Consider the following 16,517-nt stretch of genomic DNA (forward strand, 5'->3'; position numbering starts at 1 on the left):
CACGGGACCAGCCGAGCCCCCTTCTCAGCCCAGCCATTGGCGGGCAGTCAGCACGTCCTGGCTGGTGATCCGGTGACCGACCGGCAGCTCGTGCTGGATCACCAGAGCTCCCGCACGGCGCAACCGTTCGGCCAGTCGTCGGCCGTCGCCGGACGATCGGCGGACGTCCTTCGCGCCGTCGACGATCAGGACGGGCGTGCCGTCCAGCAGATGGGGCGGATCCACGGCGAACGGCGACAGTGGCCGGAACAGGATCGCCCGCTCGAACAGTCCGGGCCGCGTGATCAGCAGCGCTGCCACCATGATCGCACCGTTGGAGAAGCCGACGGCGACCGGGCGTCCGGTGAGGTTGTGATCGACGCACGACTTCTCGATGAACGTCGAGAGCGCCGGCACCGCGGCGACAATGGCGTCCTCATCCAGTCGACGATCCGGGGAGCGCCGGAAGAAGGCATACCCCGGCTCCATGGCGACCGTTCCGCGGACGCCGAGCTTTGCCGCCCCCGGCGCCAACTCCTCTGCCAGCGGCAGGAGATCCGTTTCGTAGCCGTTCGAACCGTGGAGCAGCACGAGGGGCGCCAGGCTGGTATCGGCGCCGGCCACGAAGGTGTGGACGTGACCAAGATCTGGACCACGAATCGGGCCTCTCATCGTGGTCTCGCGTGCTCGCTCACGGTGCGTGACACCAGCCCTCGCAGGTGATGGGCCAGCAGGTCCGGCTGATCGAGCGGCACGAGGGTCGCCGCGTCCGGGATGCGCACGAACTCGGCGTCGGGCAGCAGGTCCGCGAGGCGCGGGCCGTGTTCGGCGGGCATCATCCGGTCGTCGTCGGCCCATGCCACGAGCGCGGGACCGGTGAACGCGGCGAGTCCGCTGGACCAGTCACGAGCAGCCGGGATCGGGAACCGGGCGCTGAACCGGCGCAGATCCCCGCGAATGCTCGCCTCACGCGAGGGTTCGAACCATCGACGCAGGCGCTCGTCCGGGATGGGGTGGGCAGCCATCGCGGCCGCGAGCCGGCGCCGCACGGCGCGCACCTTCGTCAGTTGCCCCTGAAGGGCGAGCCCACCGGGGATGCGTGACATTCGTGCCAACATCCGCCCCGGCTGTCCGGCGGGCACATTGTCGAACGCCTCGCAGGCGACCAGGGCAAGGCGGGCGACCCGGTCGGCAAGGCCCAGTTCCACGATGATCTGCGCCCCGCCCCAGTCGTTGAGCACCAGCGTCACATCCCGCAGGTCCAACGCGAGGAGCAGGTCCGCCACGAGCCTGGTCAATGACTCGTTGGTCAGGTCGTTCCCAGGTGCCGGACGACGGTGTGCGCCCAGCGGCAGGGTCGGGGCGATGCACCGAAGGTCGGGGAGCCGGTCGATCACCCCGTCCCAGACGCTGGCGTCCAGGAGTGGCCCGTGCAGGAGCACGAGCGTGGGGCCGTCGCCGCCGGTGTCGGTGATGTCGAGCGTCGCCGTCGGCAGATCGATAGCGGGCACGGCAGTCAGCGGGTGCGCTGGTGGATGGTGACCAGCACGCCGTCGCCGTACGTCGTCGCCTCGGTGAGCGCCCAGGTGGACTTGTCTGGGGTCTGCGGCCACAGGGTACGGCCGAACCCGAGGATGACCGGCGAGACCATCAGGTGGATCTCATCCACCAGGTCGTGCGCCAGCAGACCCTGGGCGAGCTGGATGCTGCCGGCCACCGAGATCTCGCCGTCGATCTCGCTCTTGAGCCGGGACACGTCCTCGACGAGGTCGCCGGAGAGCACGGTGGTGTTGGTCCACTCGGGGTCGGTGAGCGTCCGGGAGACGACGTACTTCGGCATGCTGTTGTACTTGTCGGCGAGTTCGCCCTCGTACCCTGGCCAGGCCTGCGCGAACCCTTCGTAGGTCGTGCGCCCGAGAAGCAGCGCCGCGGACCGGAGCGCTTCCACCTCCTTGAACCGTTCGCCGTCGGGCCCCCGGTCGATCTCGAAGCTCCAGTCCGGGTACTTGAAGTCCTCGCCGCCCGGTGCCTCCACGACTCCGTCGATGGAGATGAATTCGGTGATCACGATCGTACCCATGTCAGTACTCCTTGTTTCGCTCGTCGGAAGCCGCCGCGTCGAGAAGCCGGTCGAGGGTTCCGCCGACGCTGGTGTGCACGCGCACGCTCCGGTCGCCCCGCGGCGCCAGCAGTCCTTGCTCATCGGCTCGGTAGAGCTCGGCCACGCTTGTGGCGATGTGCTCTCGCATGCCCGCGTCCGCCAGCGCTCCAGCCCAGGCCTCGTCAGGGAGCGTGGCGACCTGGAGCTGGCGGCCGAGCGCATCGCCGAGCGCCACAGCGACCGCCCTCTCGGAGTATGCGGGCCCGATGACGTCGACGGCTTCGCTGACCGTGGGAGGCGCGAGGAGCGCGTCGGCGGCGAGGTGCCCGAGGTCGCGGGTGGCGACCATCGGTCGGGGCGCGTCGGCGGAGGCCGCGAACACCGGGTAGATCCCGCGCTCGCGTGCGACGTCGATCAGGTCGGTGACCTTCTCCTGGAAGTGGCCCGGGCGTAGTGCCGTCAGGGTGGTACCGGTGGCGAGCAGCGCCTGCTCCAACCGGTGCAGCCCGGTGATGGGACCCGTCCCCTCGGCCAGGTCGGCCCCGCCGGAGGAGAGCATGACGACGTGCGGAACCCGTCGGTCGGCGACCGCACCTGCGATCGAGTCGATCAGGGTGCCGGCGTGCGCGTCGAGGTCATCGACGGTCAGGTCGAACGGCAGCAGCACGAAGAACCCCGAGCAGCCTTCGAGCGCGCTTCCCAGCCCGGCCCGGTCCTCGAGATCGACGACCCGGGCCTCGGCGCCCCGCGCCCGCCAGGCGTCGCCGTCGGACTGACGGCGAACCAGGACGCGAACGTTCGCACCGGCCGCGAGCAGGCTGCGTGCCGTCGCCGATCCCACCCGGCCGGTCGCTCCTGCGACGGCGAACGTGCCCATCTCACTTCTCCTTGATGAAGGTGCGCAGCGCCTGGGCGAGCACCTCGGGGGTGGTGCTGTGCTCCTGCCCAGGTACCGGCTTCAGGGTCGCGGTGGGCAGGTGCGCGGCGATGGTCCGCGCCGCGTCGGCGAGGAACGGCCAGGTGTCGATGCCGTGCATGGCCAGCACGGGTACCTCGACCCGGTCCCACAGATCGGCCCGCAACGGCCGCCCGGACATGGCGTCGCCCACTTGGCGTCCGTCGTAGGCGATCGTCGGGGCGATGGCCTCGAGACCGGGCCAGAAGTCCTCGCCGCGCATCCCGGCGACCATCTCCTCCGGCATCATCACGGCGGCGGTCATGAACAGGGCGACGGCGTCGCCCGGCCGGCCCTCGTCCACGGCGGTCTCGAGGCGCTCGACGTAGTCGGCCGGCAGGGGCGGGCGGGAGTCGTCGGTCACGGCGTTCGCCTCGAACACGGCCAGCCGCGCGATCGGGACTCCGGCCTGGGCGGCATTCAGGGCCAGGTTGCCGCCGGAGGACCAGCCGAACACCGTCGTGGGACCGCCGTGGCCGGCCTGGTCGATGATCGCGGCCAGATCCTCGAACTCCCGCTCGACGGCGTAGGGCGCCTTGTCGCCGCTCTCGCCGCGTCCGCGGCGGTCGTAGTTGATGACGAGGAACTCGTCGGCGAGCAGGTCCGCCGTCGCCGCGTTCTCGGGGGTGCTGGCGCGGTAGGCGGTCGCGCCGTCGATGATGACGATCGGGTCGCCGTCACCCCACGCCGTGTAGGCGATGGTGGTGCCGTCTGCCGAGGTGACAGTGCCGTCGGACATGGACGTTTCTCCTCATTCTCGGGAGTCGCGGTGTCGATCACCGCGACGGGAATGACGTTAGGAACCCGCCGGGTCCCCTGGCTTGTACAGGAGCGACATCGGCTCCGCGACCCGGTCACGCTGACGGAGCTGCGTCGCGGTGCGGCCGATGAAACGCTGGAGCGACCGGGCCAGGTGCGGCTGGTCGTAGTAGCCGAGCCGGTGGACGGCGTCGAGGGGTGCGGCTCCCTCACCGAGCAGCACGGCCGCCTCCCGCGCGCGGTGGATCTGCCGGATCGCCCCCTGGGTGAGCCCGGTCGCCGCGGCCACCCGGCGCTGCACCGACCGCGAGCCCACCCTGGCCAGGCCGCCCCACACCACGTCGGCCACCAGCGGGTCCCGGACGAGCACGCCGGCACCGACGAGGTCGCGCACCAGGAGTTCGGCGTCGTCGAGGCCGGGGATCTCCCGCACCTCGTCCCGCAGCTCGAACGTGCGGCCGGTGACGCGCGGACTCTGCCGCTCACGATCCACGAGGTCCGCGACCGGAAGGTGCGGCATGGAGGTGCCATGCGCGAACGTGATCCCGAACGCCTCCGAGTCGCCGTTGAACGGCACGGTCGAGGCCGTCGTCTCGGGTCCCCGGACGGCGGCATGGACGACGCCCCGGTCCTCCCAGAACACCAGCTCCCAGGTCGACGTCGCGACCGACGTCATGCTCCCGGCGCCGCTGGTGCGCCCGCGCCAGACCCGCTCCACATACGGCGAGTCGGAACCGCGGTGAATGCTCTCGACCGGCATGCCACACCTTTCCGAGGAGTGCGCGGAGTAGCGGAGACACGTCGACGATACGACCCGGCAGGTCGGCTCGCGTCGGCCGGAGAGCGTAGACGCGGCTACGTCGATCGACGCATGGCGCCCGGCGGGCCCGCGACCCGGGCTCACCGTCCCGAGGTACGTCACAGGACGTAGGGGAAGTGTCGCGCCCGGTGGTACCTGCGCAGTCCTCCGACGCGCGAATGTAGGGCCTCCACCACTCGCTCACGGAGGTCATCATGAGAGTCCGTCACACCGCGTTCGGCCTCGCCGCCGGCGTGCTCGCGCTCGCCCTGGTCGCGCCGAGCACGCCCGCGCAGGGATCGCCGCCGACACCGACATCGGCGGTCACCCGGTGGGTCGAGCGACACGCCGTCGCCGTCCCGGACGACCCGACCCGACCCGGCCGCGACCTCGCGGCGATCGCTCGGGCCACCGCCGGGGCGGAGGTGATCGGACTCGGCGAACCCGGCCACACGATCGGCGAGGTCACCACGCTGCAGGCCCGCTACCTGCGCCACCTGGTCACCCACGAGGGAGTGCGGGCGATCGCGTTCGAGATGGACTGGACGCTCTCCCTCAGCGTCAGCGACTACGTACTGGGCGTCCGCGACGATCTCGACGCCGTGCTCGACGTGCAGGAGAGGATCTGGCGGACCACCGAGTTCCGCGACGTGCTCGAGTGGCTCCGCCACTACAACGACACGCACGTCACCGATGTGCGGATCGCCGGAACCGAGTACTTCGCGACCGGGTCGCCCGCCTATGACGCCGTCGAGGCCCATGTCGCCGCGAACGCGCCCGACCGGATGACCGAGCTGCTGACGTACTTCGAGTGGGTGCGGCCGGATCCCGGGGTCGATCCGCGCACCCACCTGGGCGAGTACCTGGCGATCGTGGACAAGACGCCCTACGTGGAGGCTGCCGCCGCGGTCGAGCAGCTCGTCGAAACCATCGGAGGCGGCGACAGTGGTGACCTCGCCGCCCACCACGCCCGGCAGATCCACTCCTGGTACGAGGCGTTCAGCCTGCCGTGGGACGACATTCCCGACTACCGGGACGCCAGATCAGCGGAGAACGTGCGCTGGTGGCAGCACCACACGGGGGCGCGCACCGTCTACTGGGCCGCGTCCGCGCACGTCGCCGACGCGCCGCGCCTGACGATCACCGAGCCGGGTGAGCCGGACACCACCTTCGCGAGCGCGGGATCCCACCTCGAGGACTGGTACGGGCGGCACTACGTGACCATCGGGTTCACCTTCGACCACGGCACGTACCTCACCGAGGACGGCACGACCGTCGCGATGCCGCCGGCCTCCCCCGGCTGGTTCGAGCGGCCCCTCGCGGACGTCCGCCACGCCCAGTTCGTCGTCGGGCTCGACCGGCACGTGCCACGGGCGGTCCGCGACTGGCTCGACGCCCAGCTCAGGACCCGCGGCCTTCCCGAGTACGGAAGCGGGTCGCTCGCCCACGGCGGCACCCTTCGCGAGTGGTTCGACGTGCTCGTCCACACGCAGGAGGTCACCCCCGCGGAGCCGCTCTGAGGCAGGGCGACACCGCTACCGCCCCGAACGCGCGGCCCGTGGCCGCTCCGGCGGGACCGCCGCGAGCAGTCGCTGCGTGTACTCCTCGCGCGGGTCGGCGAACAACTCTCCGGCGGGGCGGTACTCCACCGCGACACCCTCCTGCATGACCAGCACGTCGTGACTCATGTCCTGCACGATCGCGAGGTCGTGGGCGATGAACAGGTAGGTCAGCGCCAGCTCCTGCTGCAGGTCGCGCAACAGGCCGAGCACCTGCGCCTGGATCGAGGCGTCCAGGGAGGCGGTCGCCTCGTCGAGGATCAGCAGGTCCGGTTCCAGCGCCAGCGCCCGCGCGATCGAGACCCGCTGGCGCTGGCCGCCGGAGAGTTCGTGCGGGAACCGGGACGCGAAGGCCGTCGGGAGCCGGACCAGGTCGAACAGCGCGGCGACCCGCTCGCGGTGCCGCCCGGGCCGCAGCCGGTGCACCCGCAATGGCTCGGCGACGGCGTCGCCGGCGCGGATACGCGGGTCGAGTGAGGAGAACGGGTCCTGGAAGACCATGGCGAGGCGCCGCCGTCGGTCCCGTGGCACCTTGCCGAGCAACGGCTGCCCCTCCAGCGTGGCGCTCCCGTTCGCCCGCACGAGCCCGGTGAGCGCGTTCGCGATGGTGGACTTGCCCGAACCCGACTCCCCCACCAGGCCCAGCGTGGTCCCGCGCCGCACCTGGAAGGAGACGTCCCGAACCGCGTGGATCTGGGCGCGGCCGGTCGGCGTGGAGACGGGGAAGCGGACGTCGAGGTTCGCCACGTCCAGCAGCACCGCCCCGGAGTCGTCCACCGGCGGCGGGGGCGAGCCACCGAGGCGCGGCCGGGCCGCGAGCAGCACCTGCGTGTACGGATGAGCGGGTGCGTCGACGAGTTCGACGATCGGGCGGTGTTCGACCACCTGGCCCTGCTGCAGCACGATCACGTCATCGGCGACCTGCCCGATCACGCCCAGGTCGTGGCTGATCCAGACCACGGCGGTGCCGCGTTGCTCCTGCAGGTCTCGCACCAGGTCGATGATCTGCGCCTGCGTGGTCACGTCCAGGGCGGTGGTGGGCTCGTCGGCGATCAGCAGGCCCGGGTCACAGGCGAGCGCGATCGCGATCATGACGCGCTGGCGCTGGCCGCCGGAGAGCTGGTGCGGGTAGGCGTCCAGGCGGTTCTCGGGCGTGGGGATCCCGACGGCGGAGAGCAGGTCGAGCGCGCGGGTGCGGGCCGCGCGGCGGGTCAGGTTCCGGTGCGCCTCCAGCGACTCGGTGATCTGCCGCTCGAGGGTGAGCAGCGGGTTCAGGGACGTGGACGGGTCCTGGAAGACGAACCCGATGGCGTCCCCGTGCACGCGGCGCAGCGCCTTCGGGCTCGCTCCGATGAGCCGGGCCAGCCCGAGTCGGTCGTCGCGCAGGATCGCCGAGCCACCGACCCTGGCGCCGGGGGCGTCGAGGAGCCCGGTGGCGGCGAGCACGGTCATCGACTTCCCGGAGCCGGACTCCCCCACGATGCCGAGGGTCTGCTCACGCTCCAGGGCGAAGGAGACCCCGCGGACGATGTCGGTGCGGCCGATCGAGACATGCAGGTCGGCGACCTCGAGGACGTTCATCGGTGCCGGGCCTCCATCCGGGTGCGCTGCTTGGGGTCGAGGACGTCCCGCAGTCCGTCGCCGAGCAGGTTGAACGCCAGCACGGTCACGAAGATCGCCAGGCCCGGGAAGACGCTCATCCACCACGCCTGGGTGACGAAGCCCTGGGCGGCGAACAGCATCCCGCCCCAGGACGGCTGCGGCGGCTGGATACCGAGGCCGAGGAAGGACAGTGCGGCCTCGGACAGGATCGCGAACGCCAGCGACAGGGACGTCTGCACGATCAGCGGCCCGGTGATGTTCGGCAGCACGTGCCGGCGCAGGATCCGCCACCACGGGGTGCCCATGGTCTGGGCCACCTGCACGTACGGTTCGGTGCGCACCGACAGCGTCGAGGCCCGGGCCACCCGGGCGAAGATCGGCGTGTAGACGATCCCGATGGCGAGCATCGTGGTCGCCATGCCCGGCTGCAGGATCGCCACGATCGCCAGGGCCAGCAGCAGCACCGGGAACGCGAACATCACGTCGACCACGCGCATCGAGACGGTGTCGAGCCAGCCGCCGACGTACCCGGAGATGATCCCGATCGGCACCCCGACGCAGAACGCGAACGTCACCGACACCACGGCGACCTGCAGCGAGGTGCTCGCGGCGAGCATCACCCTGGAGAGGATGTCGCGGCCGAGGTCGTCGGTGCCGAACGGGTGCGCCCAGCTCGGCGGCTGCAACGCGCCGGCGACGTCCACCTCGTTCACGCCGTACGGAGCGATCCACTGGGCGGTGAGCGCCACGAACACCACGACGGCGAGGGTGGCCGCGGCGGCGACGGTGACCGGATTGGCGACGAGCAGCCGCCAGGCGGCGACCCGGCGCTCAGGCGCGGCGTCGTCGACCGGGCCGGCGCCACCGGCGCTGGGAGGCCCGAACGCCGGTCCGCCCAGCGGGTCCACCCCGCCAACGGACGCCGACCCGCCCGGCCCGACCTGCGCCGTCGGGCGCTGTGCGTTGCTCATGACAGCCGGATCCGCGGGTCGACCACCGCGTAGAGCACGTCCACGACCAGGTTCACCACCAGGAACATCACCGCGATCAACAGCACGGCGCCCTGGATGAGCGCGTAGTCGCGGGCGGCCACCGCGTCGTAGACGAGCCGGCCGAGACCGGGCCAGGCGAACACGACCTCCACCACGATCACCCCGGACAGGATCGTCGCGAGCTGGATCCCCACGATGGTCAGCACCGGCACCAGCGCGTTGCGCACGATGTGCCGCCCGGTGACCACGCTCGGCGCCAGCCCCTTCGAGCGGGCGGTCCGCACGAAGCCGGCGTGCGCCACCTCGAGCACGGCGGCACGGATGTACCGGGTCAGGATCGCGGCCGCCACCAGGCCCACGGTCAGCGCCGGCAGGATCACCCGGCGGGCCCACCCGGCCGGATCCTCCGCTAGCGGGGCGTACCCGCTGGAGGGCAGCCAGCCGAGCACCCCTGCGAACAGGGTGATCAGCAGCAGCCCCATCCAGAAGTCCGGGATCGACACCCCGAACTGCGAGGTGACCCGCACGATCCCGTCGGCCAGCCGGCCCTCCCGCAGCCCGGCCCAGATCCCGGCGGGAACCGAGATGAGCAGGGCGATCAGCACGCCGACCAGCGCCAGCGAGATCGTCGCGGGCAGCCGTTCGAGAAGCAGCAACGTCACCGGCTGCCCGCTGCGGAAACTCACGCCGAGGTCCCCGGTGAGCGCACCGGTCACGTAGGAGACGAACTGCTCGTGCAACGGCCGGTCGAGCCCGCTGGCGGCCCGCAGCGCGTCGTAGGCGTCCTGGTTGAACCGGGTCCCCAGGGCGAGCCGGATCGGGTCACCGGGCACGAGCTGGACGATCGCGAACGTCACCACGAGCACCCCGAACAGGACGACCGCCGAGTACAGCAGCCGCCTGCCGAGGAAGACGAAGAGCGCTCGGGGCGAGCCCGACCTCACGAGGCTGCGAGCTCCACGGACCGGAATCGGATGGCCCGGTCCGGCAGCACCTCGTACCCGGTCAGGTCCGGGCTCCAGGCCTGGATCACCGAGGGGTTGTAGAGGTAGATGTAACTGGCCTCGTCGGCGATGATCGTGGCGGCCTGCGCGTACAGGTCGTAGCGCGCATCCTGGTCGGTCTCGACCCGGCCGGCGTCGAGCAGCTCGTCCACCTCGGCGTTGGCGTAGCCCTGCGCGTTGGAGGAGCCGCCGGAGTGGTGCTGGGCGTAGTAGAAGTCGTCCGGGTCGATGTTGCCGAGCCATCCCATCATCAGCATGTCGAAGTTGCCGGTGTTCTGTTCGTCGAGCCAGGTGGAGAAGTCCGGCTGGCGGATCGAGACCTCGATGCCGAGCGGTTCCAGGTTCGAGGCGATGATCTGCGCGGCCGTGACCGTCTCCGGGTAGTCGGTGGTGACCAGCAGGTCGAGGGTGCCGCCGGTGTAGCCGACCTCGTCGAGGAGCTCCTGGGCCCGGTCCAGGTCCGTGGAGTAGGTGTCGTACTCGGTGTACCAGATGCTCTGCTCCGGGATCGCGAGCTGGTTCGCGGCGGCGGTGCCGTAGCTCACGGCCTGGATGATCGCGTCCCGGTCGATCGCGTAGGCGATCGCCTGCCGGGCGCGCGGGTCGCTCCAGGGCTCGCGGGCCTCGTTGAGCGCGAGGTACCAGTAGTCGCTGGACGGCGCCACGCCCAGTTCCACGGCGTCGTCCCCCTCGAGCTCCTCAACCTGCTGCGGCGGGACCACGTCGGTCCAGTCGATCTCGCCGGAACGCAGTGCCGCCAGCGCCGTGGACGGCTCGGAGATGAACTGGTACTCGACGCCGGCGAGGCTCGGCGCGCCGCCCCAGTAGTCGGGGTTCGCCTCCAGGGTGATGTGGTCGCCGGAGGCGTACTCGGTCAGCGCGAACGGCCCGGTGCCGACCGGGGCGGTGGTGATCTCCCCGGACTCGACGTTCTCCTGGTTCACGATCGCCATGCCCTTGAAGCCGCCGAGGTTGGACAGCAGGTTCGGGGTGGGCTGGGTCAGGGTGATGACGACCGTGATGGGGTCCGGGGCCTGGATGTCACTGATCGAGGTGAACTTCCACGCGTTGGAGAGCTCCTCGTCGATGATTCGGCGGTAGCTGTAGACCACGTCCTCGCTGGTGAACTCGGAACCGTCGTGGAACGTGACGCCCTCGCGGAGCGTGAATGTCCAGGTGAGCTGGTCGTCGCTGGTATCCCAGCTCTCGGCCAGCGCGGGCTGCATCTCGAGGTTCGCGTCGGTCTCGACGAGCGTGTCGTAGACGTTCTCGAGCACCTGGAAGGAGAAGTAGGAGGAGGTCTTGTTCGGGTCGAGCTGGTCGGGTTCGCCGCCGATCGCGACGCGCAGGACCTCGCCCGCCGACCCGGCGTCCGTCCCGGAGCCGGTGCCGTCGTCGATGTCGACGCCCTCGCCCGGCGAGCACGCGGCCAGCAGGGCGAGACCGGCCAGCGCGGCGATCAGAGATGCGGGGCGACGCATGAGGACTCCTTCGATCACTCAAATGATGATTCGATCAGTATGTGCGAGACTGCGGGTCGAGGCAAGGCGCACGCGCAACCGTCACCGAAACGAGACCCCGGGGAAACATGACGTACACGGTGATCGCTCTGGACCGCGGCCGCACGGCCATCGGCATCGCCACGGCGAGCCGGTCGCTCGCGGTCGGCGCGACCGTGCCCGCGCTCGATCCGCGCGTCGGAGCGGCGGCCAGCCAGGCTTGGACCAACCCGCGCCTGCGGGGCCTCCTGCTGGACGCCGTACGGTTTGGACGCTCCCCCGCGGAGGCGACCGCCGCCGTCGGGCACTGGGACGACGAGCCCGAGCTCCGGCAGGTGGCCGTGCTCGCGCTGGACGGACGCGGCGCCGCCCACACCGGCCGCGCCACCACGCCGTGGCGCGGGCAGGTGGTGCGCGACGGCGTCATCGCCCTGGGCAATCTGCTCACCGGGCCCGAGGTGCTCGAGGCGATGCTGGCCGCCTTCGGCGCCCCGACCGAGCCCGACGGCGCCGGTTCGCTCGCCCGGGCGCTGCTCCGTTCGCTCGTGGCCGGGCAGGAGGCGGGCGGCGACACCCGCGGGCGGCAGAGCGCGGCGCTGCTCGTCGCCGAGGTCGCCGCCGAGGCGGTCGCCTACGATCTGCGCGTCGATGACGACGTCGACCCGCTCGCTCGCCTCGAGGACCTGGTGCGGCTGCGCGCCGCCGGGTCGACCTCCGCGCCCTGACGCGGTTCCCCAACGGGCAACGAACGTGCCCTCGGGTCCGCCTCCGCCACCCCGCACCGAACGGGTGGGCGGGCCTAGGATCCGGGCTGACGCCGCCGTTCGGGCGGCATCCTGGAGGGCCGCGATGGCTCACGAACACTCCGAACGGCCCGCGCCGGCCACGGCCTGGCGACGCCCCTCGCGGCCGGCGGACGAGATCGACGCTCCCGGTCGGCCGCTGACTCTCGCCACCCTGCAGGGTGCGGCCGGGAACCGCGCGGTGGCCCAGCTCCTGGCCCGTGCGGGCCGCGGGCAGCCGACGCTCGCGCACCTGCCGGCGGTCCAGCGGAACGCGAAGTTCGACGAGGCAGCCCTCGGCAAGGCCTTCGACGTGGAGGGCGCCCCGGACTCGCTCGGGCTACCGCCGGAACTCGCCGCCGGGCTCGCGGCGGCCTGGGACGCGTCCTTCCCCGAGGGCAAGTCGATGGAGCAGGGCGGGATCCTGGTCAAGACCAAGGACGGCAAGTACGTCTGGCGCGCGGGCGTCGGCAAGGCCAGCGGCTCGTTCCAGGTCAACTACAAGGACGTCGGACCGGACGAGGTGCTGGTCGCCTCCGGCCACACCCACCCCTACGACACGTCGGAGGGCGGCTTCACCGACATCGCCTTCAGCGCCGGCGACCTGTCCAACATGGTGTGGCAGCAGGAGCGGGTCAAGGTGGTGCAGTCCGGCACGGCGCGTTTCGCCGTCGCCAAGACCAGCGAGTTCGATGCGCTCGTCGCCGCCGCGGACACCCCGGAGAAGAAGACGGCGCTGCGCCTGGAGATGAACGCGCTCTGGAACACCACGTTCGCCGCCGGCGCGGCGAAGAAGCTCGCCTTCAAGATCCGGGTCGAGCAGGCGGCGCAGGCCGTCTGCGACAAGTACCACCTGGTGTACTACGCGGGCAAGGACGACACCGTCACCGCCAAGCCACAGGCCCACGTGGAGAGCGCGGCACCGACCCTGCCGCCCGAGCCTGCGAAGCTGCCACCCGTGCCCACCACGGAGCAGGCCGCGACCGACACCGCGGCGAAGGGCACCGGCACCCCGGTGCAGCAGTCATGGCTCGGCCGGCTCTGGTCCTGGATCACGGGCGGGTGAGAGCGGTCGGCCCGCTACAGCTACACGATGATGGCAGGTGACGACGCGAGGAGGACAGGATGGCCGATCCGGACGGTTCGACCGTGATCCGTGAGGAACGCTCGGTGGGCGACGGTGCGGCGGCCGGTGTAGGCGAGGTGACTCTCGCCGCGGGCGAGCCGGAGCGGCCGGCGCACCGCCGGGTGGCCGCGGCGAAGGCCTGGTTGGCGGTGGCTACGTCGCAGCCCGAGGGGGCCGAGACGGTGGCACTCGACGCCGCGGAGCGGGGCCTGGCCGAACTCGGTGACGCCTACCTGGCCGCCGCCGACGAGACCCTCGAGGACGACACCACCCTGAAGCACCTGGCGGCCCAGGAGTTGCGGGACCAGGGCTCCGAGCACGCGGCAACGGCGATGACTCGGGTCCTCGAGTCACGGATCGAACTCTTCGACCAGGGGCGAGGACGGGCGGGATAGCCCACGGCGCCCCGCTCGCGGCGGACCGGCGCGGCGTGAACGGAGGGGACCGCGCCTTTGGCGGCCTCCGACTCGGGACCCGTGGCCCCGACCTCGTACCCGGCACTCTGACCTAGTACCCCGAGCCGTACGAGGTCAGCACGCCAGGTCCGATCTCAACGGGCCCACCCGCTTCCGCGGAAGCGGCGGTGAGATCATGCCTGGCCGCCGACGAATCGGGACCTGCTGGCCCGACCTCGCACCCGGCACTCTGACCTAGTACCCCGAGCCGTACGAGGTCAGCACGCCGGGTCCGATCTCAACGGGCCCACCCGCTTCCGCGGAAGCGCCTCGCGCGGCCGCCGTCACCGTTCGGACGCCGTGACGGCCCCGATCACCACGGTGGGCACGTCGGCGACATTCGCCCACCAGTGCGGGGTCTCGCACCCGTAGGTCGCCGAGTCCCCCGGCTCGAGTGTCTCCCGGCGCTCCCCATGGGCGAGCAGCAGTCGTCCGCTCTCGACCGTGATCGACTCGGTGGCCAGGTGCCGGAACGGCTGCTCCTCGTTGGAGAACCCGATCGGCAGCGTCGACCGGATCACCTGCAGGCGGGTGTCCCCGCGCGGGGTGAGCAGCTCGCGCACGACTCGCTGGCGCTCCGATCCCTCGCGAATCGGGAGCCGGTGCCGCTCCCCCGCCCGGACCACGCTGACATCCTCCAGGGCCGGCTCGAGCAGGTCCGCCACGCCGACGCCCAGCACCGTCGCGAGCCGGCGCAGCGTGTGCAGCGACGGGTTCCCGCGCCCCCGTTCCAGCGTGCTGACCAGGCCGAGGCTGACGTCGGCGCGGTCGGCGAACTGCTGCACCGACAGGCCCAAGCGTTTGCGCCCGGCCCGCACCGCCTGCCCGATCACGCTGACCGCTAGCTCGTCGTCGCTGAGAGTCATGGGGGCCATCCTGCCGTGCCGGGCCGCGATCGCCGAGCGTCCGCACGGGCGTCAGCACGATGTAAGCGAGATGAAACCACGCCGGCCCAGGGTGGTCACGACCGAACACCCATGATGAGGAGCATCAACCCGTGATCATCGCCCGTATCCGCCAGAGCACCCTCGCGGTGCTGGCCGCCCTGACGCTCGCGCTGACCGCCGTCGGCACGGCAACCCCCGCCGCGCAGGCGTCCTCCAACGACCCGCCCGGTGGGGCGTACACCGGCTGCCCGCGCGGAGCCGTGTGCGTTTACCCGGATGCGGACTGGAACGGCGGCAATCCGTCGTACATCTTCTTCTCCTACGGTGCCCACCGGATCTACAACCAGTACGGCGAGCACCGCATCTTCAACAACCAGACCGGTGGCGCCGGCGCCACCCTGTGCGCCACGAGCCACGGCACCTCCTGCCGGATCGGGGTGCTCGCGGGCGGCTACCGCGACCTCGACCTGACCCCGATCAACTCGATCCGTCTGTTCGAGTAGCCGCAGCCGCCGAGGTGAGCTCCGGTGTCTTTGGCGACGACCACCGACACGGGAGCCCTCACGGGCGTGGGGCCACACCCGCTGGGCCCCCACGGCCTTGCTGGGTCGGGGGACCGTCACTACCCTGGACGTGGCTCGGACACATCGACGGTCCGCCACGGGAGGATCCGATGGGCGTGCACCAGGTCCTGAGTCGGAGCAGTTCGAGAAGCACCGTCGACCGCGAGCGCGGCCGTGCGGGCGCGCCGCACCGGGACGAGCGGGTCACTCAGCGGGCCCTGGCCGATGCCGCGTCGCTGGGTCACGCGGACGTGCACACGTTGCAGCGGACCGCCGGCAACCGGGCCGTCGCCGCCCTCCTGCGCACCCCGGTGCAACGCGTCGGCGGGCCCCCGCAGGCCGTCGGCGGCCGGAACGTCATCACGTTCAACGGCACGGACTACCAGTTCGAGAAGATGAGCATCGGCCGCCTCTCGCGGCTGCTCGACGCCATCACCGGCACCCCGGACGAGCACCGCCAGATCGGGATCGTCAGCGAGGCGCGCCGGCAGTTGCGGCGCCGGATCGAGACGAAGGGCCTGCCCAAGCCGCCGCCGGTCGATCCGACCGGAACCAAGGCGCAACGCCAGGACCGCCGGCACAGCGAGTACGCGGCCATGCGGGAACTGAAATTCCAGTGGAGCACCTTCGTCGGCGTCCAGCTGGCCCGCGGGGTGGCGAGCCGGCCGAGCCTGGTCGCGGCCTACCGCAAGGCCGACCAGGCACTGCAGGACGCTGTCCGGGCGAAGCGATGCCTGGAGAAGCGCGTCGAGATCGAGACGCTGTTCGCCAACATCCGGGACACCTACCGGGCCGAGCGGATCGCCGCGTCGACGGTCAAGACGGCGCTGAACCCGCGGACCGTGACGATCGAGACCGCGCTCATCAACATCCGCGACCACCTCGGCACCTCCGGCCTGCAGAACAAGACGGCCCTGAAGAAGGAGGTCGACGCCCTGAACCAGACGTTCTCCGGCCTCAGGTTCAAGGTCGTGCGGATCCTCGACCTGCGGGACGGTTTCGACCATCTCACGGCCGACGTGATCGACCTGGCCGAGCGTGCCGCGAACCTGAAGCTCGCCGGGAAGCCGACCGGAGCCTCCGGCCTGAGCCGGTACTACGGCGCCCACGACGGTCACAATCAGGTGATCACGAACGCGAGCCCGCTGATCCTGGTCCCGCTGAGCAACTCGGCGGCCATCGCCAAGGGCACGAACGTCATCACGGCCGTCCAGCACGGTGACCAGCTGGCCGTGGCCGCGAAGACCCACGCCAACAGCGTCACCATCATCGGGACCGGGGACAAGCAGCAGTTCCACATCCGGCTGTCCCAGGGAACCACCCAGATCCGGTTGGAGACGATCGTCACCACCCAGTCGGTCCCGCACCCGGACGATGCGAGCGCACCGAAGAAGAAGCTGCACCTCATCGATTTCAAGCAGATCCAGTTCGGGCACTGACGTCGCGGTCGCCGGG

The 16,517-nt window shown here is 71.3% G+C and carries 17 protein-coding genes; 6 read left to right on the forward strand and 11 right to left on the reverse strand.

The window, feature by feature from the left end; genetic code table 11:
* Positions 1-24: 24 nt before the first annotated feature.
* Genes EXU48_RS20220 through EXU48_RS20245 form a run of 6 tightly spaced genes read right to left on the reverse strand, consistent with a single transcriptional unit; the run spans position 25 to position 4,554 of the window.
* Entirely contained in the window at positions 25-603 is a 579-nt protein-coding gene (locus tag EXU48_RS20220) for an alpha/beta hydrolase (protein WP_133109497.1), read from the reverse strand.
* 44 nt (positions 604-647) lie between these two features.
* Positions 648-1,490, reverse strand: coding sequence for an alpha/beta fold hydrolase (locus EXU48_RS20225; RefSeq protein ID WP_133109498.1), 843 nt, complete (start codon positions 1,488-1,490; stop codon positions 648-650).
* Positions 1,491-1,495: 5 nt separating this feature from the next.
* Positions 1,496-2,059, reverse strand: coding sequence for a dihydrofolate reductase family protein (locus EXU48_RS20230; protein WP_133109499.1), 564 nt, complete (start codon positions 2,057-2,059; stop codon positions 1,496-1,498).
* Position 2,060: 1 nt separating this feature from the next.
* On the reverse strand, positions 2,061-2,957 hold the full coding sequence (locus EXU48_RS20235; RefSeq protein ID WP_133109500.1) for an NAD(P)H-binding protein: 897 nt from the start codon (positions 2,955-2,957) through the stop codon (positions 2,061-2,063).
* 1 nt (position 2,958) lies between these two features.
* A complete protein-coding gene (locus EXU48_RS20240) occupies positions 2,959-3,774 on the reverse strand; it encodes an alpha/beta fold hydrolase (protein ID WP_133109501.1) in 816 nt (271 codons plus the stop codon).
* 57 nt (positions 3,775-3,831) lie between these two features.
* Positions 3,832-4,554, reverse strand: a complete 723-nt coding sequence (locus EXU48_RS20245) for a helix-turn-helix domain-containing protein (RefSeq protein ID WP_133109502.1) — start codon at positions 4,552-4,554, stop codon at positions 3,832-3,834.
* A 254-nt stretch (positions 4,555-4,808) separates the two neighbouring features.
* Here EXU48_RS20245 and EXU48_RS20250 point away from each other — a divergent pair, with 254 nt between their 5' ends.
* Positions 4,809-6,113 carry an erythromycin esterase family protein gene (locus EXU48_RS20250; protein WP_133109503.1) on the forward strand — a complete coding sequence of 435 codons (1,305 nt, stop codon included), beginning with the start codon at positions 4,809-4,811 and terminating at the stop codon, positions 6,111-6,113.
* A 15-nt stretch (positions 6,114-6,128) separates the two neighbouring features.
* Here EXU48_RS20250 and EXU48_RS20255 read toward each other — a convergent pair whose 3' ends face one another.
* From EXU48_RS20255 to EXU48_RS20270, 4 genes are read right to left on the reverse strand one after another with little or no spacing between them, the layout of a single operon-like run.
* Complete coding sequence (locus EXU48_RS20255) at positions 6,129-7,733, reverse strand: dipeptide ABC transporter ATP-binding protein (RefSeq protein WP_133109504.1); 1,605 nt, start codon at positions 7,731-7,733, stop codon at positions 6,129-6,131.
* Positions 7,730-8,725, reverse strand: coding sequence for an ABC transporter permease (locus EXU48_RS20260; RefSeq protein ID WP_133109505.1), 996 nt, complete (start codon positions 8,723-8,725; stop codon positions 7,730-7,732). Before EXU48_RS20260 ends, EXU48_RS20255 begins: the two co-directional genes overlap by 4 nt.
* Positions 8,722-9,690, reverse strand: coding sequence for an ABC transporter permease (locus tag EXU48_RS20265; protein WP_133109506.1), 969 nt, complete (start codon positions 9,688-9,690; stop codon positions 8,722-8,724). The genes EXU48_RS20260 and EXU48_RS20265 overlap by 4 nt, the downstream gene beginning before the upstream one ends.
* Positions 9,687-11,231 (reverse strand): ABC transporter substrate-binding protein, encoded by a 1,545-nt coding sequence (locus EXU48_RS20270; protein WP_133109507.1) that lies wholly within the window; start codon positions 11,229-11,231, stop codon positions 9,687-9,689. The genes EXU48_RS20265 and EXU48_RS20270 overlap by 4 nt, the downstream gene beginning before the upstream one ends.
* Before the next feature lie 107 nt (positions 11,232-11,338).
* Here EXU48_RS20270 and EXU48_RS20275 point away from each other — a divergent pair, with 107 nt between their 5' ends.
* From EXU48_RS20275 to EXU48_RS20285, 3 genes are all read left to right on the forward strand, one after another.
* Positions 11,339-11,974 carry a DUF1028 domain-containing protein gene (locus EXU48_RS20275; RefSeq protein ID WP_133109508.1) on the forward strand — a complete coding sequence of 212 codons (636 nt, stop codon included), beginning with the start codon at positions 11,339-11,341 and terminating at the stop codon, positions 11,972-11,974.
* 124 nt (positions 11,975-12,098) lie between these two features.
* On the forward strand, positions 12,099-13,097 hold the full coding sequence (locus EXU48_RS20280; protein ID WP_133109509.1) for a hypothetical protein: 999 nt from the start codon (positions 12,099-12,101) through the stop codon (positions 13,095-13,097).
* 59 nt (positions 13,098-13,156) lie between these two features.
* Entirely contained in the window at positions 13,157-13,552 is a 396-nt protein-coding gene (locus tag EXU48_RS20285) for a hypothetical protein (protein ID WP_133109510.1), read from the forward strand.
* A gap of 344 nt (positions 13,553-13,896) precedes the next feature.
* On the opposite strand, the gene EXU48_RS20290 is transcribed toward EXU48_RS20285, so the two are convergent.
* Complete coding sequence (locus EXU48_RS20290) at positions 13,897-14,478, reverse strand: helix-turn-helix domain-containing protein (protein WP_235857167.1); 582 nt, start codon at positions 14,476-14,478, stop codon at positions 13,897-13,899.
* A 131-nt stretch (positions 14,479-14,609) separates the two neighbouring features.
* Here EXU48_RS20290 and EXU48_RS20295 point away from each other — a divergent pair, with 131 nt between their 5' ends.
* Both EXU48_RS20295 and EXU48_RS20300 read left to right on the forward strand, forming a co-directional pair.
* Positions 14,610-15,002: a hypothetical protein gene (locus EXU48_RS20295; RefSeq protein WP_207947848.1), complete on the forward strand. Its 393-nt coding sequence runs from the start codon at positions 14,610-14,612 to the stop codon at positions 15,000-15,002.
* Positions 15,003-15,172: 170 nt separating this feature from the next.
* Positions 15,173-16,501, forward strand: coding sequence for a hypothetical protein (locus tag EXU48_RS20300; protein WP_133109512.1), 1,329 nt, complete (start codon positions 15,173-15,175; stop codon positions 16,499-16,501).
* The last annotated feature ends 16 nt before the right edge of the window (positions 16,502-16,517 follow it).

It is taken from the genome of Occultella glacieicola, from assembly GCF_004353825.1.
In the GTDB taxonomy this organism is placed as follows: Bacteria; Actinomycetota; Actinomycetes; order Actinomycetales; family Beutenbergiaceae; genus Occultella; species Occultella glacieicola.

What these genes read in the sequence shown, in the direction of transcription:
- EXU48_RS20230 (WP_133109499.1), bottom strand. Translation starts at nt 2,059, where the DNA reads ATGGGTACGATCGTGATCACCGAATTCATCTCCATCGACGGAGTCGTG.
- EXU48_RS20235 (WP_133109500.1), bottom strand. Translation starts at nt 2,957, where the DNA reads ATGGGCACGTTCGCCGTCGCAGGAGCGACCGGCCGGGTGGGATCGGCG.
- EXU48_RS20240 (WP_133109501.1), bottom strand. Translation starts at nt 3,774, where the DNA reads ATGTCCGACGGCACTGTCACCTCGGCAGACGGCACCACCATCGCCTAC.
- EXU48_RS20245 (WP_133109502.1), bottom strand. Translation starts at nt 4,554, where the DNA reads ATGCCGGTCGAGAGCATTCACCGCGGTTCCGACTCGCCGTATGTGGAG.
- EXU48_RS20250 (WP_133109503.1), top strand. Translation starts at nt 4,809, where the DNA reads ATGAGAGTCCGTCACACCGCGTTCGGCCTCGCCGCCGGCGTGCTCGCG.
- EXU48_RS20255 (WP_133109504.1), bottom strand. Translation starts at nt 7,733, where the DNA reads ATGAACGTCCTCGAGGTCGCCGACCTGCATGTCTCGATCGGCCGCACC.
- EXU48_RS20260 (WP_133109505.1), bottom strand. Translation starts at nt 8,725, where the DNA reads ATGAGCAACGCACAGCGCCCGACGGCGCAGGTCGGGCCGGGCGGGTCG.
- EXU48_RS20270 (WP_133109507.1), bottom strand. Translation starts at nt 11,231, where the DNA reads ATGCGTCGCCCCGCATCTCTGATCGCCGCGCTGGCCGGTCTCGCCCTG.
- EXU48_RS20275 (WP_133109508.1), top strand. Translation starts at nt 11,339, where the DNA reads ATGACGTACACGGTGATCGCTCTGGACCGCGGCCGCACGGCCATCGGC.
- EXU48_RS20280 (WP_133109509.1), top strand. Translation starts at nt 12,099, where the DNA reads ATGGCTCACGAACACTCCGAACGGCCCGCGCCGGCCACGGCCTGGCGA.
- EXU48_RS20285 (WP_133109510.1), top strand. Translation starts at nt 13,157, where the DNA reads ATGGCCGATCCGGACGGTTCGACCGTGATCCGTGAGGAACGCTCGGTG.
- EXU48_RS20290 (WP_235857167.1), bottom strand. Translation starts at nt 14,478, where the DNA reads ATGACTCTCAGCGACGACGAGCTAGCGGTCAGCGTGATCGGGCAGGCG.
- EXU48_RS20300 (WP_133109512.1), top strand. Translation starts at nt 15,173, where the DNA reads ATGGGCGTGCACCAGGTCCTGAGTCGGAGCAGTTCGAGAAGCACCGTC.